Source organism: Streptomyces sp. NPDC031479 (genome assembly GCF_055581065.1).
Genome location: NZ_JBVIKC010000001.1, coordinates 456,661 through 477,959 on the forward strand (window position 1 = coordinate 456,661; position 21,299 = coordinate 477,959).

General features: G+C 74.1%; 16 protein-coding genes. 15 read left to right on the forward strand and 1 reads right to left on the reverse strand.

Translation table 11 applies throughout. The annotated features are described in order from the left end of the window. The first annotated feature begins 400 nt into the window (after window positions 1-400). The 7 genes from ssd (at window position 401) to ACZ5D2_RS02270 (ending at window position 5,423) form a co-directional block, all read left to right on the forward strand. Entirely contained in the window at window positions 401-1,579 is a 1,179-nt protein-coding gene (ssd, locus tag ACZ5D2_RS02240; protein ID WP_468926703.1) for a septum site-determining protein Ssd, read from the forward strand. Next, complete coding sequence (locus ACZ5D2_RS02245; RefSeq protein WP_468926609.1) at window positions 1,576-2,724, forward strand: TadA family conjugal transfer-associated ATPase; 1,149 nt, start codon at window positions 1,576-1,578, stop codon at window positions 2,722-2,724. The genes ssd and ACZ5D2_RS02245 overlap by 4 nt, the downstream gene beginning before the upstream one ends. Continuing rightward, the gene (locus ACZ5D2_RS02250) at window positions 2,721-3,599 is read left to right on the forward strand and encodes a type II secretion system F family protein (protein WP_371677882.1); all 879 of its coding nucleotides are present in this window, start codon (window positions 2,721-2,723) and stop codon (window positions 3,597-3,599) included. Before ACZ5D2_RS02245 ends, ACZ5D2_RS02250 begins: the two co-directional genes overlap by 4 nt. A gap of 284 nt (window positions 3,600-3,883) precedes the next feature. Further along, complete coding sequence (locus tag ACZ5D2_RS02255; RefSeq protein WP_468926612.1) at window positions 3,884-4,447, forward strand: type II secretion system F family protein; 564 nt, start codon at window positions 3,884-3,886, stop codon at window positions 4,445-4,447. Window positions 4,448-4,508: 61 nt separating this feature from the next. Further along, window positions 4,509-4,706, forward strand: coding sequence for a DUF4244 domain-containing protein (locus ACZ5D2_RS02260; RefSeq protein WP_030228542.1), 198 nt, complete (start codon window positions 4,509-4,511; stop codon window positions 4,704-4,706). A 34-nt stretch (window positions 4,707-4,740) separates the two neighbouring features. Continuing rightward, on the forward strand, window positions 4,741-5,070 hold the full coding sequence (locus ACZ5D2_RS02265) for a TadE family type IV pilus minor pilin (RefSeq protein ID WP_371677884.1): 330 nt from the start codon (window positions 4,741-4,743) through the stop codon (window positions 5,068-5,070). Further along, entirely contained in the window at window positions 5,067-5,423 is a 357-nt protein-coding gene (locus tag ACZ5D2_RS02270) for an Rv3654c family TadE-like protein (RefSeq protein WP_371677885.1), read from the forward strand. The genes ACZ5D2_RS02265 and ACZ5D2_RS02270 overlap by 4 nt, the downstream gene beginning before the upstream one ends. Window positions 5,424-5,893: 470 nt before the next feature. Here the strand turns inward: ACZ5D2_RS02270 and ACZ5D2_RS02275 are convergent, their stop codons facing one another. Then, complete coding sequence (locus ACZ5D2_RS02275) at window positions 5,894-8,362, reverse strand: DEAD/DEAH box helicase (protein ID WP_468926617.1); 2,469 nt, start codon at window positions 8,360-8,362, stop codon at window positions 5,894-5,896. A gap of 82 nt (window positions 8,363-8,444) precedes the next feature. On the opposite strand from ACZ5D2_RS02275, the gene bldG reads away from it, so the two are divergent. The 8 genes from bldG (at window position 8,445) to tmk (ending at window position 21,205) form a co-directional block, all read left to right on the forward strand. Then, the gene (gene bldG / locus ACZ5D2_RS02280; protein WP_008743037.1) at window positions 8,445-8,786 is read left to right on the forward strand and encodes an anti-sigma factor antagonist BldG; all 342 of its coding nucleotides are present in this window, start codon (window positions 8,445-8,447) and stop codon (window positions 8,784-8,786) included. Between the two features lie 114 nt (window positions 8,787-8,900). Beyond that, entirely contained in the window at window positions 8,901-9,335 is a 435-nt protein-coding gene (locus ACZ5D2_RS02285; RefSeq protein ID WP_266839956.1) for an ATP-binding protein, read from the forward strand. A gap of 293 nt (window positions 9,336-9,628) precedes the next feature. Next, window positions 9,629-12,031: a sodium-translocating pyrophosphatase gene (locus tag ACZ5D2_RS02290; RefSeq protein ID WP_371677887.1), complete on the forward strand. Its 2,403-nt coding sequence runs from the start codon at window positions 9,629-9,631 to the stop codon at window positions 12,029-12,031. Between the two features lie 173 nt (window positions 12,032-12,204). Continuing rightward, on the forward strand, window positions 12,205-12,759 hold the full coding sequence (locus ACZ5D2_RS02295; protein ID WP_266839953.1) for a small secreted protein: 555 nt from the start codon (window positions 12,205-12,207) through the stop codon (window positions 12,757-12,759). A gap of 90 nt (window positions 12,760-12,849) precedes the next feature. Then, window positions 12,850-14,382, forward strand: a complete 1,533-nt coding sequence (locus ACZ5D2_RS02300; RefSeq protein WP_371677888.1) for a DUF7059 domain-containing protein — start codon at window positions 12,850-12,852, stop codon at window positions 14,380-14,382. A 132-nt stretch (window positions 14,383-14,514) separates the two neighbouring features. Continuing rightward, window positions 14,515-14,712, forward strand: a complete 198-nt coding sequence (locus ACZ5D2_RS02305) for a hypothetical protein (protein WP_266839950.1) — start codon at window positions 14,515-14,517, stop codon at window positions 14,710-14,712. A 267-nt stretch (window positions 14,713-14,979) separates the two neighbouring features. Further along, the gene (topA, locus tag ACZ5D2_RS02310; RefSeq protein WP_468926624.1) at window positions 14,980-17,805 is read left to right on the forward strand and encodes a type I DNA topoisomerase; all 2,826 of its coding nucleotides are present in this window, start codon (window positions 14,980-14,982) and stop codon (window positions 17,803-17,805) included. Window positions 17,806-17,989: 184 nt separating this feature from the next. Then, on the forward strand, window positions 17,990-21,205 hold the full coding sequence (gene tmk, locus ACZ5D2_RS02315; RefSeq protein ID WP_468926626.1) for a dTMP kinase: 3,216 nt from the start codon (window positions 17,990-17,992) through the stop codon (window positions 21,203-21,205). The last annotated feature ends 94 nt before the right edge of the window (window positions 21,206-21,299 follow it).

Here is a 21,299-nt window from a genome sequence, read left to right on the forward strand (position 1 = left end):
GTCTGGCTCCTCCCCCCCCGAGTCGGACCGTGGGGACGACCCCCGCTCTCCCCCCCGGCGGGGGTCGTCGCATGTCCGGACGCGGTTCGCGTCCCATGCCTTCGGCCTTCAGTGGTCATCCGCTCGGCCCTCCCTCGTCGGCGGGCCCGCATGGCTCAGGCCCTCACCCCCTCGAACTCGTCACGCTGCGTAGTGGTTCCGGCGCGCTCCGGAACTCACCTGATGGGGTGGCGAAGTTATTCACAAGGGCCATCTCGTCCACAGTTTTGGAGCAAGATCCACTCCCTTTTCCGGATCGCTGCACGGTGATTCCAGCCGCGAAGTCCGCGGCTCGTGGATTTGCGGTGAGAAGGGGGCGGAGATCGTGGCTGGATCGAAGTCGTGTGAAGGGCCGGAGCCCGTGGCGACCGGCGGGGACGGGCGGGCCGCAGGTGCGCCCGGGGCGGGGCCCGGCGGCGGGCGGCCGCTGATCATCACCGAGGACCCGCTGCTGCTCGACGACCTGCTGCGGCTGTGCGCCGCCGCGGGCGCCGAACCGCACGTGCACCATGCGGTGCCCGAGCAAAGCGGAGCCGGTGGTGCGCGTGGGAGCGGGGACGACGGGAGTGCCTTCGCGGGCGGTGGGCCGCGCGGTGGTGTGGGATGGGAATCGGCCCCGCTCGTCCTGGTCGGCGACGACGCCGCGCGCCGGGTGGGCGGAGCGCCGCGCCGAGGCGGGGTGTTCCTCGTCGGCCGGGACCTCGACGACCCCCTGGTCTGGCAGCGGGCGGTGGAGATCGGTGCCGAGGAGGTACTGCGGCTCCCCGACGCCGAGGGCCTGCTCGTCGACCGCATCGCCGACGTGGTGGAAGCGGCGGGACGCCCCGCCCTGGCCGTCGGCGTGATCGGCGGCAGCGGCGGCGCCGGCGCCTCCACCCTCGCCTGCGCCCTCGCGCTCGGCGCGGGCCGGGCGGGGGAGCGCACCATCCTCATCGACGGCGACCCGCTCGGTGGGGGCATGGACGTCCTGCTCGGTGGCGAGAGCGCCGCGGGCCTGCGCTGGCCCGACTTCGCCGCCTCGCGCGGCCGCGTCGGGGCGGGGGCCCTGGAGGAGTCCCTGCCCGAACTGCACGCGCTGCGGGTGCTGAGCTGGGACCGCGGCGAACGGGTGGTCGTGCCGCCCGCCGCGATGCGGTCGGTCGTGGCCGCCGCGCGCAGGAGGGGCGGCGTGGTCGTGGTCGACCTGCCCCGGCGGGTGGACGAGGCCGTGGCGGAGGTGCTGGCCCAGCTCGACCTGGTGCTGCTCGTGGTCCCCGGCGAGCTGCGGTCGGTGGCCGCGGCGGGCCGGGTGGCCGCCGGGGTGCGGATGGTGGCCCGGGACGTGCGGGTGGTCGTACGGGGCCGCTGCCGGGAGGGGCTCGACGCCGAAGCCGTGGCGGCGCTGCTGGGGGCGCCGCTGGCCGGGGAGGTGCCCGTGGAGGTGGGACTCCCCGGCCGGGTGGAGGAAGGGGAACCGCCGGGGGCGCGGGGCGCGCTGGCCCGGTTCTGCGACGGCTTCTGGCAGCGGGCCCTGGGCTCCGCGCAAGGAGTGCCGGCATGAGCGCGCCGCTGCTGGACGCGGTGCGCCAACACCTCGCCGAGACCGGGGCGGAGCCCACCCCGGCCAGGGTCGTGGCGGCCCTGCGGGCACAGGGCCGGCTGCTCGGGGACACGGAAGTGCTCGGAGTGGCCGAGGAGTTGCGGTCCGAGCTGGTCGGTGCGGGGCCGCTGGAGCGGCTGCTCGCCGACCCCGAGGTCACCGATGTGCTGGTGGCCGCCCCCGACCGGGTGTGGGTGGACCGGGGCGGGGGGCTGGAGTTGACGGAGGTGACGTTCGCCGACGCCGAGGCCGTGCGCAGGCTGGCCCAGCGGCTGGCCGCCGTCGCCGGGCGGCGGCTGGACGACGCCCGGCCCTGGGTGGACGCCCGGATGCCGGACGGAACCCGGCTGCACGCCGTGCTTCCCCCGGTGGCGGTCGGGTCGGCCTGCCTCTCGCTGCGCGTGGTGCGGCCCAAGGCGTTCACCCTGGACGAGCTCGTGGCCGCGGGAACCCTGCCGCCGGGCGGGCAGCGCCTCCTCCGGGCCATGGTCGAGGCCCGGCTGTCGTTCCTCGTCTCCGGCGGGACCGGGACGGGCAAGACCACCCTGCTCAGTGCCCTGCTGGGGCTGGTCGGGCCGGGCGAGCGGATCGTCCTGGCGGAGGACTCCGCCGAACTGCGCCCCGACCATCCGCATGTGGTGCGGCTGGAGACCAGGCCGGCCAACCAGGAGGGGGCCGGGCTGGTCACCCTGGCGGACCTGGTCCGCCAGGCCTTGCGGATGCGGCCCGACCGGCTGGTGGTCGGCGAGGTGCGTGGCGCCGAGGTGGCCGACCTGCTCGCCGCCCTGAACACCGGGCACGAGGGCGGGTGCGGCACGGTGCACGCCAACGCCGCGGCGCACGTGCCCGCCCGGCTGGAGGCGCTGGGCACGGCCGCCGGGCTCGACCGGGCTTCCCTGCACAGCCAGTTGGCCGCCGCGCTGACCCTGGTGGTCCACCTGGTCCGTGACCGGGCCGGGCGGCGCCGGGTGGCCGAGGTGCACGTGCTGGAGCGGGATCCGGCCGGGCTGGTGGTGACCGTGCCCGCGCTGCGCTGGGGGACCCGCGGGTTCGTACGGGAGCCGGGCTGGGCACGGCTCGGGCCGCTGCTGGGAGGTTCCCGGTGAGCCCCGGGGTGTCGGTGCCCGTTTTCGCCGGGGTGTTGTGTGCGGGCGCCGCAGTCCGAGTGCTGGCCGGGGGTGACCGACTGCCCCGGCGGGCACGGCTGGTGCTGGCCGGGGGAGGCCCGCAGGTGCCGGACGGGCCGGTGTGGGGGTGGCACCTGGTGGCCGGGCTGCGGGTGCGGGCCGGGAGGTGGCGGGAGTGGGTCCCGTTCGTGGCCGGGCTGGTGGTCGCGGTGCTCGGCGGGTCGGTGATCCCCCTGGTTTCGGGGGCGCTCGCGGTGCCGTTGGTGCGGCGCCGGCTGCGGGCCCGGGAGCGCGAACGGGCGCGCGGGGCCCGGGCCGCGGAGGTGGTGGCGCTCTGCGGGGCTGTGGTGGGGGAACTGCGGGCGGGATCCCAGCCGGGTCGGGCGCTGACGGTGGCGATGCGGCGTACGTCGGCCGGTCCCGGCGGTCCGGGCCCGGCCGAGGCGGGGGTGCTGGCCGCGGCGGCCTTCGGCGGGGACGTCGCCGGGGCCCTGCACGAGGCGGCCCGGGAGCCGGGCGCCGCGGGGCTGGCCGGGATGGCGGCCTGCTGGCGGGTCTCGGTGGACGGCGGCGCGGGCCTGGCGGCCGGACTGGACCGGCTGGAGGGGGCGTTGCGTGCCGAGCGCGACCGGGAGGAGTCGCTGCGGGCCCAGTTGGCGGGAGCCAGGTCGACGACGGTGGTGCTCGCGCTGCTGCCGCTGGTGGGGCTGCTGATCGGCACCGGGCTCGGGGCGGACCCGCTGCGGGTGCTGCTGCACTCGCCGGTCGGGTGGGGCTGCCTGCTGGTGGGCGGAGTGCTGGAGGCGCTGGGACTGCTGTGGTGCCGGCGGATCGTACGGACGGGGGAGCGGTGATGGGCGGGCCCGTGGTCCACAGGCTGGGGACGGCGCTGTGCCTGGCGGCGCCGGTCTGGTGTCTGGTGTCGGGGTGGGCGGTGTGGCTGCGGCGGCGGGCGGCCCGTCGCCGACTCGCGGAGCTGTTTCCCGCGAGGGCGGTGGGCTCCGGGCCGGGGCGCGGGTCCCGGGGGCGGGCGTCGCGGGCCGTACGGGCCGGACCGGCCCGGGCGCTGCCGGGGCGCCGGGCGGTGGCCGGGGTGGTGCCGGGAGGCCGGGTGTCTGCCGGGAGGCCGGGAGGCCGGGTGTCGTCCGGCGGGGCGCCGGGCGCGCCGACAGCGCCGGCGGGGCACGCGGCGGAGTCCGGGGTACGGCGCTTCCTCGCCCGGTCCCGGTCCCGGTCACCGGTCGGTGCCGATCCCCGGGAGGTCGAGCGGCAGCTGCCCTTCGCGGCGGATCTGCTGGCCGCCTGTCTGGCGGCGGGTGCGGGCCCCGTGGAGGCGGCCGAGGTGGTGGGGGAATCGCTCGGCGGACCGGTGGGCGAGCGGCTGGCGCTCGCGGGCGCGGAGCTGCGCCTCGGCGGAGAACCGGGCGCCGCGTGGGGGAGGTTGGCGCGGATACCGGGGGCCCGGGGGCTCGCGGAATGTTTGGAGCGGGCCGCGCGTACCGGGGCGCCGGCCGCCGAGCCGGTCTCCCGGCTGGCCGCGGGTCTCCGTGCGGACCGCTCTCGCCGGGCGGTGGCCGGGGCGCAGCGGGCGGCGGTGCTCGTCACCGCACCGGTGGGGCTGTGTTTCCTCCCTGCCTTCCTCGCGATCGGGGTGGCTCCGGTGGTGATCGGAATGGCCTCTGGGCTGCTGTCGGGCAAGTGAGAGAACCACACGGATCACAAGCTGAAAACACATCAAGAACGTAATCCCACAGGAGGTTGTCATGAGGATCATCTGGTTTCGGGTGCGGGCGGCGCTGAGCGGCCGTTCGGGTGACGCGGGAATGTCGACTTCGGAATACGCCATGGGCACGATCGCGGCGTGTGCGTTCGCCGCCGTTCTGTACAAGGTGGTGACGAGTGACGTGGTCTCGGCGGCCCTTCAGTCGACCATCGGGAAGGCGCTCGATGCGCCCTTCTGAGGGAAATCGGGCGGGAATCGGAGACCGCGGATATGTGACGGCCGAGGCGGCTCTGATCATTCCGGCGCTGGTGTTGTTCGCGGCGTTGCTGGTGTGGGCGCTGATGGCGGCGGCCGCGCAGATCCGGTGTGTGGACGCAGCGCGGGCCGGTGCCAGGGCGGCGGGCCGGTCGGAGCCGCTCGACGTGGCGGTGGCGGCGGCCAAGGCGGCCGCCCCGCCCGGGGCGCGGGTGGAGCTGGAGCGGTCGGGGGACCTGTGGCGGGTCACGGTGGCCGCCCCGGCGCCGGGCCCGGCGGGGCTGCCGGTGCGGCTGGGGGCGGTGGCGGTGGCGCTGGCGGAGGACAGCGTGGGGGCGCCGCCGTGAGCCGGGACCGGGGTTCGGCGACGGTGTGGGCCGCGGTGGTGGCAACGGCCCTGGTGGCGGTGTTCGGGGGTGTGCTGCTGCTCGGCCAGGCGGTGGTGGCCCGCCACCGGGCGGGGGCGGCCGCGGATCTGGCGGCGCTGGCGGCGGCCGTGACCTGGGCGCGGGGTCCGGAGGCGGCGTGTGCGGTGGCCGGGCGGGTGGCGCGGGCGCAGGGGGCGGAGGTGGCGGTGTGCCGGGTCGGGGGTGAGGTGGCCGAAGTCACCGCCCGGGTCCGGGCGGGGCCGTTCGCCCCGGGGGTCGCGGCTCGCGCGGGGCCGGGGCCCGTGCCGGCGCCGTTGCCCGTGGAGGGCTGAGCCGGGTGCCGTTGCCGCTGCGCGGAGCCCTCCCCGCCCCGCCCTTCCTCCGTTCCCCGGGGCTCGGCCCCGGACCCCGCGCCTCAAGCGCCGGCTGAAGTTCTGGGGCTCGGCCCCGGACCCCGCGCCTCAAGTACCGGCGGGGCTGAAGTTCTGGGGTTCGGCCTCGGGTCCCGCAGCCCGGGTGCCGGTGGGGCTGGAGGCGGGAGCTGGGGCTTCGCCACGGTCGCCGTGCCTCGGGGGTTGGCGGGGCTGAGGGGCGGGGGCGTGTCTCGGGCCCCGAGTGGCGGAGGGAGGGAGGGGCTGGAGCCGTGTCTCGGGGCCCGGACGCCCGAGTACCGGTGTGGCCGGGCGTGGGGCCCGGGGTTTCGCCTCCTGCCTCGGGACCCGTGTGTGGGTGGGGCTGGGGTTTTCCCGGGTGCTGCGCCGCAAGGGTCGGGGGTTCGCCGCTCGGGGGTTCGGCCGGGGTTTCAGGGGGTGCTTGGGGGGTGGGTGGGGGGCGGGGAGAGGAGGCGGGTGAGGAGGCGGATGGCGCCGCGTTTGTGGAGGGGGTCGTTGCCGTTGCCGCACTTGGGGGACTGGATGCAGGAGGGGCAGCCCGCCTCGCACTCGCAGGCGGCGATGGCGTCCCGGGTGGCCGTCAGCCAGGCGCGGGCCGTGTGGAAGCCCCGCTCGGCGAAGCCGGCGCCGCCCGGGTGGCCGTCGTAGACGAACACGGTCGGGAGGAGGGTGTCGGGATGCAGCGGGACGGAGACCCCGCCGATGTCCCAGCGGTCGCAGGTGGCGAACAGCGGGAGAAGGCCGATGGAGGCGTGCTCGGCGGCGTGCAGGGCGCCGCCGAGGATCTCCGGGCTGATCCGGGCCTCGTCGAGCTGGTCCTCGGTGACCGTCCACCAGACGGCCCGGGTGCGCAGGGTGCGCGGGGGCAGGTCCAGCTTGGCCTCGCCGAGGACCTCGCCGGTGATCAGCTTGCGGCGCAGGTAGGAGACGACCTGGTTGGTGACCTCCACGGAGCCGAAGCAGAGCCGGGCCGGGCCCCAGGGGATCTCCGTCTCGGTCTCCAGGACGGAGATGGAGGTGGTGTCCCGGGCCGTGGTGGAGAACGGCGGGGAGGCTTCCTCGACCAGGGCCACCGAGTCCTCCAGGTCCAGGCGCTCGACCAGGTAGGTGCGGCCCTGGTGGAGGTGGACGGCGCCGTCGTGGACGGTGGTGTGGGAGGCGGACTCGTCCACGGTGCCCAGCAGCCGCCCGGTCGAAGCCTCCACGATCTGCACGGGACGGCCCCCGCCTCCGCGGATGTCGGTGAGGTCGGAGGCCCGTTCCCGCCGGGTCCAGTGCCAGGCGGTGGCCCGGCGGCGCAGCAGTTTCGCCGCCTCCAGCTGGGGGAGGAGCTCGCGCGCCGCGGGGCCGAAGAGGTCCAGGTCCGGTTCGGTCAGGGGGATCTCGGCGGCGGCCGCGCACAGGTGCGGGGCCAGGACGTACGGGTTGTCGGGATCGAGGACGGTGGCCTCCACCGGCCGGCGGAAGAGGGCCTCGGGGTGGTGGACCAGGTAGGTGTCCAGGGGGTCGTCCCGGGCGATCAGCACGGCCAGGGCGCCCTGCCCCGAGCGCCCGGCCCGGCCCGCCTGCTGCCACAGGGAGGCCCGCGTGCCCGGGTACCCGGCGATCAGGACGGCGTCCAGGCCGGAGACGTCCACGCCCAGCTCCAGGGCGGTCGTGGCGGCCAGGCCGAGCAGTTCCCCGGAGTGCAGGGCCCGCTCCAGGGCCCGCCGCTCCTCGGGCAGGTAGCCGCCCCGGTAGGCCGCGACCCGCCGGGGCAGGGACCGGTCCACCTCGGCGAGCCGCTCCTGGGCGATCACGGAGATCAGCTCGGCGCCGCGCCGGGAGCGGACGAAGGCCACCGTGCGGACGCCCTGGACGACCAGGTCGGTCAGCAGGTCGGCGGTCTCCGCGGTCGCCGTGCGGCGTACGGGGGCGCCCTTCTCGCCCCTGAGGTCGGTCAGGGGCGGCTCCCACAGGGCGAAGACCACCTCACCGCGCGGTGAGGCGTCGTCGGCCACCTCGGTGACCGCCACGCCGGTCAGGCGGGACGCGGCGGCCGCCGGGTCGCTCGCGGTGGCCGAGGCCAGCAGGAAGACCGGCTCGGAGCCGTAGCGGGCGCACAGGCGGCGCAGCCGCCGCAGGACCTGGGCGACGTGGGAGCCGAATACCCCGCGGTAGGTGTGGCACTCGTCGATGACCACGTAGCGCAGGGCCTTCAGGAAGGAGGACCAGCGGGGGTGGGAGGGCAGGATGCCCCGGTGCAGCATGTCGGGGTTGGTCAGCACGTAGTTCGCGTACTGGCGCACCCACTCGCGTTCCTCGAAGGGGGTGTCCCCGTCGTACACGGCGGGCCGTACGGCGTTCCCGAGCGGTGCGGCCAGTTCCCGCACGGCCCGGCGCTGGTCGGCGGCCAGAGCCTTGGTCGGGGCCAGGTAGAGGGCGGTCGCACCCCGGCCGTTGGGTGCCTCGGCGCCGTCCGCGAGGGCGGAGAGCACGGGCGCCAGGTAGGCCAGGGACTTGCCCGAGGCGGTTCCGGTGGCGACGACCACGGATTCCCCGTCCAGGGCGTGCTCGGCGGCCGCGGCCTGGTGTTCCCACGGATGTTCGATCCCGGCGGCCCGGATGGCGGCCACGACATCTGTTCGGATGCGGTCGGGCCAGACCGCATGACGACCCGCCCGAGGGGGCAAGTGCTCCGTATGGGTGATGCGCGCAGCTCGGGAAGGTCCCCGTGAGAGACGGTCCAGGACCGTGCCGGGAGTGGGTCGTGGGTCCGCCGCGGCCGTGGCCGGACCGGGGCGCTGAGTGTTGGCCATTGGAACCGAGTGTGTCACCGGCGTGCGGGACAATGGACCCAAGGCGTCGTGCGCGCCTGCCGGTAAGTGATTGAATGCCATCGCGGCAGCCGATCCCTCCCCTACCTTCGGGTGGGGTAGGCCCCTGGGGGGCGCCGCTCGATAGCAAGGTGCTGGAGGATCCGTGGACCTGTCCCTGTCGACTCGCACTGTCGGCGACCGCACGGTCGTAGAGGTCGGTGGCGAGATTGATGTGTATACCGCGCCCAAGCTGCGCGAGCAGTTGGTGGAGTTGGTGAACGACGGCAGCTACCACCTGGTTGTCGACATGGAGCGAGTGGACTTCCTCGACTCCACCGGCCTCGGTGTGCTCGTGGGAGGCCTCAAGCGCGTGCGCGCGCACGAGGGCTCGCTGCGTCTGGTCTGCAACCAGGAGCGCATCCTGAAGATCTTCCGTATCACCGGTCTGACCAAGGTGTTCCCGATCCACACCACGGTGGAAGACGCCGTCAACGCCACCGACTGACGGCTCCCGGCCAGTGCCGCCCCGGCGGCACGGGAGCCGACGAGGAGCGGGGGTACCGGACCACGGGTGGTCCGGGCCCCTGTCAAGGCACGCCCGTAGTCCGAGGGGGATGCAATGGCCACCGTTGAACTGCGCTTCAGCGCCCAGCCCGAACACGTCCGGACGGCCCGCCTGGTCGCGGCCGCCGTGGCGCGCCGGGCGGGTGTGGAGGAAGCCGTCCTCGACGAGGTTCGCCTCGCCGTGGGCGAGGCGTGTTCCCGTGCCGTCGGACTGCACCGCAGCAGCGGGCTGACCGCGCCCGTCCGGGTGGTCCTGACCGAGGAGGAGAAGTCGTTCTCCATCGAGGTCGGCGACGACGTGCCCGGGCCGGCCGGTGGTTCTTCCGTGTCCGGGATCGCCGCGGCCCTCGACCCCGACACCGACGGGGAGGACGAGATGGGCCTCGCCGTGATCAGCGGGCTCGTCGACGACGTCTCGGTCACCACCGGGGAGGGCGGCGGAACGATTCGGATGAGCTGGCCCGTCTCCGGGGGGTCGGACCTCCCGTAGACCCGCCGCGCCGTAGACCCGCCGCGCGCGGTCCGTCGTATCTTCCGATCTTTATCAAGGCCCTGCTGAGCAGGGCCTTTTTCATTTCTCCGGGAAATAATCCCGATCATCCGCAGTGTGCTGATCGCCTGTCAATGCCTTTGTCCCATTACTTCTTTCGGGGGTAATGGGGTGACGTGATCTATTGCTGAGGAGCAAGAGCAGGCCAATTCCGTTTCACGCCCACTGTTTTGATGCGGGTGCGCTCCCTACAATCCGTCCACATCTTGAGCTCATCACGTCAAGGAGGACGAATGACGGGGCTCTTCACCCCTATCGCGCCGGATCGCGTCAATGATCTGGCAGCCGCAGTACTCACCGATGAAAATCGGCTCATCGTGTTCGTCATCGCGGGCGTCGCACTGGCCGCGCTGGTCGTCGCGCAGATCCTGGTCCGCCAGGTCCTCGCCGCCGACGAGGGCACGGACAGCATGAAGAGGATCGCCGCGGCGGTGCAGGAAGGCGCCAACGCCTACCTCGGCCGCCAGCTGCGCACCCTCGGCGTCTTCGCCGTCGTGGTGTTCTTCCTGCTCTTCCTGCTCCCCGCCGACGACTGGACGCAGCGGGCGGGACGTTCCGCCTTCTTCCTCGTCGGCGCGCTCTTCTCGGCCGCCACCGGCTACATCGGCATGCGCCTCGCGGTCCGCGCCAACGTGCGCGTCGCGGCCGCCGCCCGGGAGGCCACCCCCGCCGAGGGCGAACCCGCCAAGGACCTCACCGAGGTGGCCCACAAGGCCATGAAGATCGCCTTCCGCACGGGCGGCGTCGTCGGCATGTTCACCGTCGGCCTCGGCCTGTTCGGCGCCTCCTGCGTCGTCCTGGTCTACGCCGCCGACGCCCCCAAGGTCCTGGAGGGCTTCGGCCTCGGCGCCGCGCTCATCGCGATGTTCATGCGCGTGGGCGGCGGCATCTTCACGAAGGCCGCCGACGTCGGCGCCGACCTGGTCGGCAAGGTCGAGCAGGGCATTCCGGAGGACGATCCGCGCAATGCCGCGACCATCGCCGACAACGTGGGCGACAACGTCGGCGACTGCGCGGGGATGGCGGCCGACCTCTTCGAGTCCTACGCCGTCACCCTCGTGGCCGCGCTCATCCTCGGCAAGGCCGCCTTCGGCGACCTCGGCCTGGCCTTCCCGCTGATCGTGCCCGCCATCGGCGTCGTCACCGCGATGATCGGCATCTTCGCGGTCGCGCCCCGGCGCTCGGACCGCAGCGGCATGACCGCGATCAACCGCGGCTTCTTCATCTCCGCCGTGATCTCCCTGGTGCTGGTCGGGATCGCCGTCTACGCGTACCTCCCGGCCACCTACAAGGAGCTCGTCGGCGTCGAGGACGCCGCCATCTCCGGCCACGCCGGGGACCCCCGCGTCCTGGCGGTCGTCGCCGTCGCCATCGGCATCGTCCTCGCGGCCCTGATCCAGCAGCTGACCGGCTACTTCACCGAGACCAACCGCCGTCCCGTCCGGGACATCGGCAAGTCCTCGCTGACCGGACCCGCCACCGTGGTCCTCGCCGGCATCTCCGTCGGCCTGGAGTCCGCCGTCTACACGGCGCTCCTCATCGGCCTCGGCGTCTACGGGGCCTTCCTGCTCGGCGGGACCTCGATCATGCTGGCGCTCTTCGCGGTGGCCCTCGCCGGCACCGGCCTGCTGACGACCGTCGGCGTCATCGTCGCCATGGACACCTTCGGGCCGGTCTCCGACAACGCCCAGGGCATCGCCGAGATGTCCGGCGACGTCGAGGGCGCGGGCGCCCAGGTGCTCACCGACCTCGACGCGGTCGGCAACACCACCAAGGCCATCACCAAGGGCATCGCCATCGCCACCGCCGTACTCGCCGCGGCCGCGCTCTTCGGCTCGTACAACGACGCGATCGCCACCGCGGTCAAGTCGGTCGGCGCGAAGGCGGGCGAGATGAACCTCAGCCTGGACATCGCCCAGCCCAACAACCTGGTCGGCCTGATCCTGGGCGCGGCCGTCGTGTTCCTGTTCTCGGGCCTGGCCATCAACGCCGTCTCCCGCTCCGCGGGCGCCGTCGTCTACGAGGTGCGCCGCCAGTTCCGCGAGCACCCCGGGATCATGGACTACACCGAGAAGCCCGAGTACGGGCGCGTCGTGGACATCTGCACCAAGGACGCGCTGCGCGAACTCGCCACGCCCGGCCTGCTCGCCGTCCTCACCCCGATCGCCGTCGGCTTCTCGCTCGGCGTCGGCGCGCTCGGCTCGTTCCTCGCGGGCGCCATCGGCACCGGCACCCTGATGGCGGTCTTCCTCGCCAACTCCGGTGGCGCGTGGGACAACGCCAAGAAGCTCGTCGAGGACGGACACCACGGCGGCAAGGGCAGCGAGGCCCACGCCGCGGTCGTCATCGGCGACACCGTCGGCGACCCGTTCAAGGACACCGCGGGCCCGGCCATCAACCCGCTGCTCAAGGTCATGAACCTGGTGGCGCTGCTGATCGCCCCGGCCGTCGTGCAGTTCAGCTACGGCGAGGACACCAGCGCGACCGTGCGGGCCGTGGTCGCGGCCCTCGCCATCGCGGTGATCGTCGGCGCGGTCTACGTGTCCAAGCGCCGCGGCATCGCCGTCGGCGACGACGGCGACGGCGGGGCCGCCGAACGGGTGGCCCAGCAGGCCGATCCGGCGGTGGTTTCCTGACCCTGCGGACGCTCCGAGCGCGTCGGCACCGGCCCCCGGGCCGGACCCGGCTCGACGATGCGCCCGAACGGCGGACGGGCGGCGCGGACTGACGCGCCGTCTGTCCGCCTTTGTGCGTCCCCGGATGGCGGGCGTGTATCTTCCGGCCGAGAGCCTTCGAAGGGACCAATCCGGTGAACAAGAAGCTTGCGGCCGCGGTGTCCGGCGGTGCGGTACTGATGCTCGTCCTGTCCGGCTGTGGCGGTGGGGACGACGGTGACAAGAAGGCCGACGCCTGGGCCAAGAAGGTCTGCGACAAGTGGGAGCCAGAGCTCACCAAGATCAAGACCACCAATGACGAGCTGAAGCGGGTGGCCAGCCAGAGCAGCAAGCCCGAAGAGGTCCAGAAGACCGACTCGGCCGCGTTCCAGACGCTGTCCGAGGCCTACAAGACCATGGGCGGCGCGCTCACGGCCGCGGGCGAGGCACCGGTCAAGGACGGCGCCACCACCCAGCAGGCCGTGGTGAAGAGCTACGGGGAGATCTCCAAGGGCTACACCGATCTCAAGACGAAGATCGACGCGCTCGACCCGAAGGACCAGGCGAAGTTCGCGGACGGCCTCCAGCAGGTCGCCGGCGGTCTCACCGAGGTCGCGGCCAACGAGACGGCGAGCAAGGAGAAGCTCAACTCGACCGGCCTCAAGGTGATCTACACCCAGAAGGGCTGCCAGGTCAGCGCCCCCAAGTAGCCGAGCGGGTGCCGTCCGCCCCGCCAGCGCGCGGCGGGCGGTACGCCGAGGCTCGTACGGATCCGCGGCCCCAGCGGCCACAATGGACGCGTGAGTACCACCAGCCTCCCCACGCCCGATCGGGCCGCCGCCCTCCGTACCGCCCTGCTCGCCGCGGGCTTCACCGCCGACGGGCTGCTCGACCTGCTCGGCGCCCCGGCCTACGCCGCCCTCGCCCGCAGCGAGACGGTCCCCGCCCTGCGTGCCGCGCGCAGCCACGGCGACGGCCCCCTCGCGAGCCTGGTCCGGCTGTTCCTCCTGCAGAGCCCGGTGCCGTACGCGCACGCCGCGGCCGCGCTGCCCGTCGAGGACGCGCTCGCCGACGGCTGGCTGCGCCGGGAGGAAGCCGCCGACGGCGAGGACGCCGTCCGCGCCACCGTCGACGTCCGCCCGTACGGGGGCCCGGACGGCGAGGACTGGTTCATCGTCTCGGACCTGGGCTGCGCCGTCGGCGGGGCCGGCGGCATCGGCAGCCGCGAGGAGGGCGTGGTCCTCGGCGTGGGCGGGGCCTCCACCACCCTGGCCGGGATCACCGTCCGCGTCCCCGTCGGATCGGCCCTCGACCTGGGCGCCGGATCGGGCATCCAGGCGCTGCACGCCGCCCAGCACGCCACCCGGGTCACCGCCACCGACGTCAACCCGCGCGCGCTGGAGTTCACCCGTCTGACGCTGGCGCTGTCCGGGGCGCCGGAGGCGGAGCTGCTCGCCGGATCCCTGTTCGAGCCCGTCGGCGAGGCCACGTACGACCTGATCGTGTCCAACCCGCCCTTCGTGATCTCGCCCGGCGCCCGGCTCACCTACCGCGACGGCGGGATGGGCGGCGACGACCTCTGCCGGACCCTGGTCCAGCAGGCCGGCGCCCACCTCAACCCGGGCGGGTACGCGCAGTTCCTCGGGAACTGGCAGCACGTGGAGGGCGAGGACTGGCACGACCGGGTCCGCTCCTGGGTGCCGCGCGGCTGCGACGCCTGGATCGTGCAGCGGGACGTGCAGGACGTGACGCAGTACGCGGAGCTGTGGCTGCGCGACGGGGGCGACCACCGCACCGACCCGGCCGAGTACGCGCGGCGCTACGAGGACTGGCTGGACGAGTTCGAGGCGCGCAAGACCAAGGCCGTCGGCTTCGGATGGATCACCCTGCGCCGCACCGCCGCCGCCGAGCCCTCGATCGTGGTCGAGGAGTGGCCGCACTCGGTGGAGCAGCCGCTCGGCGACGCCGTCCTGGCCCACTTCGCCCGCCAGGACTACCTGCGCGAGCACGACGACGCGGCCCTGCTGGCGGGGTACTTCCAGCTCACCGAGGAGGTCGTCCAGGAGCAGGTCGGCGCGCCCGGGGCGGAGGACCCGGAGCACGTGGTGCTCCGGCAGCACCGCGGCATGCGCCGCGCCACCAAGGTCGACACGGTCGGGGCGGGCTTCGCAGGAGTGTGCGACGGGTCACTCAGCGCGGGCCGGATCCTGGACGCGATCGCCCAGCTGGTGGAGGAGGATCCGGTCGTTCTGCGGGACCGGACGCCGGAGGCGATCCGGATGCTGGTCGAGCAGGGTTTCCTGGATCCCGTGCCGGGGCCGGCCGCCGGCTAGCGGATCCCGCGCCGCCCTCCGTCGCCGTGATGTAACCCGGGGTTCGCCTGCTGTCTCCCCACGGCTGGCAGGCTCCCGGGCAACGGGATCCGGGGGGATTCCCGAGCGGCCCGAGGGGAAAAGGGGAACGGCATGGAACGCGGTCCGGCGATCTTCGCAGCGGCCGTGTTCCTGCTGTTCGGGGCCGCTCTGCTGGCCTGGACCGGGGCGCGCGCACTGCGTCGCGCGCCGGTGGCGGAGGGAGTGCGCCCCGTCGTGGCCGTACCGTTGGCACTGCTGTCCGGAGCGGTGTCCCTGGCCCTCGGGGTCTGGTGCCTCCAGCGGTTCTGAGGCGGCCTCCCGCGATGATCTCCGCGGGGGTGTGAAACCCGACGTCGCGGCGGGTCGGGGGGCGGGGCCAGACGGCCCTCCGGCCACCCCGCCCGGTGACCGGGAGGGGGCGGCCGACGCATCCGGGCGGCAGAAACGGCACTTGTCGGGTTACCGTTCGAGTGGCCGTTGCGGGCTTGTGCCGTTTGACACGGGTGCGGGTTGTACCGTCACACTCCGCAGCGTCGCCGTACCGCGACCGAGTGCCGACCGGAGAGAAGAGCCAAGTTGTCCCCGACTAGCGAGACCGCAAAGGGCGGCCGCCGACTCGTCATCGTCGAGTCCCCTGCCAAGGCGAAGACGATCAAGGGCTACCTCGGCGCCGGATACGTCGTCGAGGCGAGCGTCGGGCACATTCGCGACCTCCCGAACGGCGCGGCGGAGGTCCCCGACAAGTACACCGGCGAGGTCCGCCGTCTCGGCGTGGACGTCGAGCACGACTTCCAGCCGATCTACGTCGTCAACGCGGACAAGAAGGCGCAGGTCAGGAAGCTCAAGGACCTGCTGGCCGAGTCCGACGAGCTCTTCCTCGCCACCGATGAGGACCGCGAGGGCGAAGCCATCGCGTGGCACCTGCAGGAAGTCCTCAAGCCCAAGGTCCCCGTCCACCGGATGGTCTTCCACGAGATCACCAAGGACGCGATCCGCGACGCCGTCGCCAACCCGCGCGAACTCAACCAGCGCATGGTCGACGCCCAGGAGACCCGCCGCATCCTCGACCGCCTCTACGGCTACGAGGTCTCGCCGGTCCTGTGGAAGAAGGTCATGCCGAAGCTGTCGGCGGGCCGCGTGCAGTCGGTGGCCACCCGCCTCGTCGTCGAGCGGGAGCGCGAGCGCATCGCCTTCCGCTCCGCCGAGTACTGGGACCTGACCGCCACCTTCGCCACCGGTCGCGCCGGTGACGCCTCCGACCCCTCGACGCTGGTCGCCCGCCTGAACGCGGTGGACGGCAAGCGCGTGGCGCAGGGCCGCGACTTCGGCTCCAACGGCCGGCTCAAGAGCGAGGTGCTGCACCTCGACGAGGCGAACGCCCGGGCGCTCGCCGCCGCGCTGGCGGACACCGCCTTCGCCGTCCGGTCGGTCGAGTCGAAGCCGTACCGCCGCTCCCCGTACGCCCCGTTCCGTACGACGACGCTCCAGCAGGAGGCCTCGCGCAAGCTGGGCTTCGGCGCGAAGGCGACGATGCAGGTGGCGCAGAAGCTGTACGAGAACGGCTTCATCACCTACATGCGTACGGACTCCACCACGCTCTCCGACACCGCGGTGTCGGCGGCGCGGGCGCAGGTCACCCAGCTCTACGGGGCCGACTACCTGCCGGAGAAGCCGCGCGTCTACGCCGGCAAGGTCAAGAACGCGCAGGAGGCGCACGAGGCGATCCGCCCCTCGGGTGATCGTTTCCGCACCCCGGCCGAGACGGGTCTGAGCGGCGACCAGTTCCGCCTGTACGAGCTCATCTGGAAGCGGACCGTCGCCTCGCAGATGAAGGACGCGACCGGCAACTCCGTCACCGTCAAGATCGGTGGCCGGGCCACCGACGGACGCGACGCCGAGTTCAGCGCCTCCGGCAAGACGATCACCTTCCACGGCTTCATGAAGGCCTACGTCGAGGGCGCCGACGACCCGAACGCCGAGCTCGACGACCGCGAGAAGCGGCTGCCGCAGGTCGCCGAGGGCGACGCGCTGACGGCCGAGGAGATCACGGCCGACGGCCACTCGACCAAGCCGCCGGCCCGCTACACCGAGGCCTCGCTGGTCAAGGAGCTGGAAGAGCGCGAGATCGGCCGCCCGTCGACGTACGCGTCGATCATCGGCACGATCCTCGACCGCGGCTACGTCTTCAAGAAGGGCACGGCACTCGTCCCGTCCTTCCTGTCGTTCGCCGTCGTGAACCTCCTGGAGACGCACTTCGGGCGGCTCGTCGACTACGACTTCACCGCGAAGATGGAGGACGACCTCGACCGCATCGCGCGGGGCGAGGCCCAGTCCGTGCCGTGGCTGAAGCGGTTCTACTTCGGCTCCGAGGACGCCTCGGAGGTCGTGCCCGCCGACGGCGACCACCTCGGTGGTCTGAAGGAGCTGGTCACGGACCTGGGCGCGATCGACGCCCGGGAGATCTCCTCCTTCCCGGTCGGCGACGACATCGTGCTGCGCGTGGGCCGCTACGGCCCGTACGTCGAGCGGGGCGAGAAGGACGCCGAGGGCCACCAGCGCGCCGACGTGCCCGACGACCTGGCTCCGGACGAGCTGACGGTCGAGTACGCGCAGGAACTGTTCGCGAAGCCGAGCGGTGAATTCGAGCTGGGCGCGGACCCGGTGAGCGGGAACCAGATCGTCGCGAAGGACGGCCGCTACGGCCCCTACGTGACGGAGATCCTGCCCGAGGGCACGCCGAAGACGGGCAAGAACGCGGTCAAGCCGCGCACGGCGTCCCTCTTCAAGTCGATGTCCCTCGACACGGTCACCCTCGACGAGGCCCTGAAGCTGATGTCGCTGCCCCGCGTGGTCGGCGCGGACGCGGAGGGCGTGGAGATCACGGCGCAGAACGGCCGCTACGGCCCGTACCTGAAGAAGGGCACGGACTCGCGGTCGCTGGAGACCGAGGACCAGCTCTTCTCCATCACCGTGGACGAGGCGCTCGCCATCTACGCGCAGCCCAAGCAGCGGGGCCGGGCCGCGGCCAAGCCCCCGCTGAAGGAGCTGGGCACCGACCCGGTGAGCGAGAAGCCGGTGGTGGTCAAGGACGGCCGCTTCGGGCCCTACGTGACGGACGGCGAGACGAACGCGACGCTGCGGCGGGACGACGACGTCGAGACCATCACCCCGGAGCGCGGCTACGAGCTCCTCGCGGAGAAGCGGGCGAAGGGCCCGGCGAAGAAGACCGCGAAGAAGGCACCGGCGAAGAAGGCGCCCGCCAAGAAGGCACCGGCGAAGAAGGCGACGGCGACGAAGGCCGCCGCGAAGAAGACGACGACGGCGAAGAAGACCACCGCCGCGAAGAAGACGACGGCCGCGGCGAAGAAGGCGGCGGCGGCTCCGGCGTCGTCCGAGGAGTAGCCGGTACGGCAGTGGCTCACCCTGAGGTGCCCCGATACGGCGCCGCAGTCCGCCCGAGGGCCCCGTGCGATCCGCGCGGGGCCCTCGGGCGTGCCCGGGGCGGCGCCCCGGGTGGGTGCGGGGTCACACCCGGCCCCGTCCACAGGCCACCGCAACGGTCAGGCACAGCGGATAGGCTGGGCGGATGACGCGAGCCGAGCAGCCAACGGTCGTGACCGCCTCCGAGAACCCCACCTACGACGAAGCCCTAGCCGCGGATTCCCGCGAGCGAGCGGTGCGCGCCCTGCTGCGCACCCCCGGGCTGCGCCGGCTGTGGAGCGCCCAGCTGGTGAGCGGCATCGGCGACGCCCTGGCCCTGTTGGTCCTGGTGCTGCTGACCCTCCAGGCGGCCGTCACGGCCGGCGCGGACGGCCTCTTCGGCGTCGGCTACCGGGGCGCGGCCTTCGCCGTCGCCGCCGTGTTCGCCGTGCGGATCCTCGCCACCGTCCTGTTCGGCGCGGTCCTGCTCGGGCCGCTGTCGCAGCTGATGGCCCCCGCGGGCAGGCTCGACCGCCGCTGGACGATGGTCGGGGCCGACGGACTGCGGATCGGGCTGTTCGTCGTCGCCCCGCTGTGGCTCGACTGGATCCCGGCCCACGCCACCACCGCGCTGCTCGCCACCGTCTTCGTCTCGGGCGCCGCCGAACGCGTGTGGACCCTGGCCAAGGAGAGCGCCGCGCCCGCGCTGCTCCCCGCGCCGCCGCCGGAGGGGGCGACCGTACGGCCGCTCCCCGACCACCTCGACGCGCTGCGTCGCCTCACGCTGCGCACGGCGTTCGCGGCGCTGCCCGCCGCTGCCGCCGCGCTGCTCGCCGCGACCCTGGTCGGGCGGGCGCTGGGTCTCGGCGTGGACTGGTTCGCCGCGAACCCGTCGGCGCTGGGCTCGTACGTGGCCGCCGGCCTGTTCGCCGCGTCCCTCTCGCTGCTGCTGCCGCTGGCGCTGCCCGCCGTGAAGACCCCGAGGCCGCGCTCCCCGCTGGAGGGGCTGCGGGCCCCCCGGGTGGGCGAGCGGCCCGAGAAGGGGCGTACGGGCTCGATCCGGCTGTTCGTGCTGGCCTGTGCCGCCGTCGCCGGGGCGGTGGCCGGTGCCGCCTCCGTGGCCGTGCTGCACGCGTTCGACCTGGGCGGCGGCCCGTCCGCGTACGCCCTGCTGGTGCTCGCCCTCGTCGGCGGAACCGGCCTGGGCATCCGCGCGACCCAGGCCGGCAAGGTGCTGCCCGGACTGTCCCGGCGCCGGCTGCTGGCCCTGGCGATCGCGGTGGCCGGGCTCGCGCTGCTGCTGAGCGGGCTGGTCCCGGACACGGCGACCGTGGTGTTCCTGGCGCTGCTCGCCGGCACCGCCGCGGGCGTCGCGGCCAATGCCGGACACACCCTGCTGGACCAGGAGACCGAGGAGTTCCGCCGGGCCCGGGTCACCGCGCACCTCCAGGCCGTGGTCCGGGTGGCCGTGGCGGTCGGGGCCGTCGGCGCCCCGCTGCTGGCCGCCGCGATCGGACCGCACCGGCTGACCGCCGGCGAGGTCGTCTTCTCGCACGGCGGCGCGGCCTTCGCCCTGATGCTGCTCGGCGCGCTGCTGCTGCCCGTCGCCGTGGTGGTGCTCGTCAAGGCCGACGACCGCGGAGGGGTACCGCTGCGGCGCGACCTGCGCGAGGCGCTGCGCGGCGGCGAGCCGCTGCAGGCCCCGTCGGCGACCGGGTTCTTCATCGCCCTGGAGGGCGGCGACGGAGCCGGGAAGTCCACCCAGGTGCAGGCACTGGCCGACTGGATACGGGGCAAGGGCCACGAGGTCGTCGTGACGCGCGAGCCGGGTGCCACCCCGGTCGGCAAGCGGCTCCGCTCGATCCTCCTGGACATCTCGTCCGCCGGGCTGTCCAACCGCGCCGAGGCGCTGCTGTACGCCGCCGACCGCGCCGAGCACGTGGACACGGTGGTCCGGCCCGCCCTGGAGCGGGGCGCGGTGGTCATCTCCGACCGCTACATCGACTCCTCGGTGGCCTACCAGGGCGCCGGCCGGGACCTGTCCCCGACCGAGATCGCCCGGATCTCCCGCTGGGCCACCGACGGCCTCGTCCCGAACCTGACCGTGCTGCTCGACGTGTCCCCGGAGGCCGCCCGGGAGCGGTTCACGGAGGCGCCGGACCGGCTGGAGTCGGAGCCGACGGAGTTCCACCAGCGGGTGCGGGCCGGGTTCCTGACCCTCGCCGCGTCCGACCCCGGGCGCTACCTCGTCGTCGACGCCGGGCAGGACCCGGGCTCGGTGACCACCGTCGTACGCCACCGCCTGGACCGGATGTTGCCGCTCTCGGAGGCCGAGGTCGCGGCGCAGATCGAGGCCCGGCGGCTCGCGGAGGAGGAGGCCCGGCGCAAGGCCGAGGAAGAGGCCGCCCGCAAGGCGGAGGAAGCCCGGCTGAAGGCCGAGGAGGAGGCACGCCTGGCCCGGGAGGCCGAGGAGGCCAGGATCAAGGCCGAGGCGGAGGCCGCCGAGGCGCGCCGGCTCGCCGAGGAGGAAGCCGCCCGCAGGGCGGAGGAGGAGCGGCTGCGCGCCGTCGAGGAGGCGCGCGCCCGCGCCGAGGCCGAGCGGCTGCGCGCCGAGGCCGAGGAGAAGGCCCGCGCCGCCGAGCAGGAGCGGATCCGGCTGGAGGAGGCCGAGGCGGCCCGGCTGCGCGCGGAGGCGGAGGCACGGCGGCTGGAGAAGCAGCGCCGCGCCGAGGAGGCGCTGCTGCGGGCCGAGGAGGCGCGCCGGCTGGCGGAGGCCTCGGCGGCCGCCGCGGCGGCGGCTTCGGCGGCCGCGGCCGCTTCGTCCGCGTCCACCGCTTCGTCCGCGTCCACCGCCGCGCAGACGGCGCCGGCCGCCGGACCGGGACGGAAGGTCCCGATGCGCAAGGAGCCCCACCCGAACGACGCCGTCACCGTCGAGACCCCGCGCATCAAGCGGGCCCTGCGGCCCGACGACATCACCGAGACCGTCCCGGTCCCCAAGATCGACCCGGCGGCGGACGAGACGGCCGTGCTGCCGTCCGTACGCCCCGACGGGCCGGCGGGCGGTCCGGACGCCCGGGACGCGTCGGCGCGTACGGCGCCGCCGTCCGCCCCGGCCACCCGGCCGACGGTCCGTCACTCGCAGGAGAGCCCGGCCGACCGGGTTCCGCCCGGCATCTTCCGGGACTCCGGGAACGACGTGACCCGTGAGCTCCCGGTCGTCGGGGACGACGGCCGGCCGCGCCGGGCCCCGTCCGACTGGGCCGAGGCCACTCCGATGGACGACCTGCCGACCCTGGCCGACGAGCTGCTGGGGCCGCGCGGGGACGAGGAGGACGGCGAGGACGGCCGACGCGGCGGAGGCGGTTCGCGCCGCCGCTGATCCGGGACTGTCGGTGGCGCACGCCACAATGTGATCGGGACGCGCGGGAGAGCCGGGCGAGGGACAGAGCAGGGCGGCACGGCGCCGGGCGTGA

Coding starts and splice junctions, on each gene's coding strand:
- ACZ5D2_RS02305 (WP_266839950.1), top strand. CDS start 14,515: ATGGAACGCGGTCCGGCGATCTTCGCAGCGGCCGTGTTCCTGCTGTTC.
- ACZ5D2_RS02290 (WP_371677887.1), top strand. CDS start 9,629: ATGACGGGGCTCTTCACCCCTATCGCGCCGGATCGCGTCAATGATCTG.
- tmk (WP_468926626.1), top strand. CDS start 17,990: ATGACGCGAGCCGAGCAGCCAACGGTCGTGACCGCCTCCGAGAACCCC.
- ACZ5D2_RS02245 (WP_468926609.1), top strand. CDS start 1,576: ATGAGCGCGCCGCTGCTGGACGCGGTGCGCCAACACCTCGCCGAGACC.
- ACZ5D2_RS02260 (WP_030228542.1), top strand. CDS start 4,509: ATGAGGATCATCTGGTTTCGGGTGCGGGCGGCGCTGAGCGGCCGTTCG.
- ACZ5D2_RS02285 (WP_266839956.1), top strand. CDS start 8,901: ATGGCCACCGTTGAACTGCGCTTCAGCGCCCAGCCCGAACACGTCCGG.
- ACZ5D2_RS02275 (WP_468926617.1), bottom strand. CDS start 8,362: ATGGCATTCAATCACTTACCGGCAGGCGCGCACGACGCCTTGGGTCCA.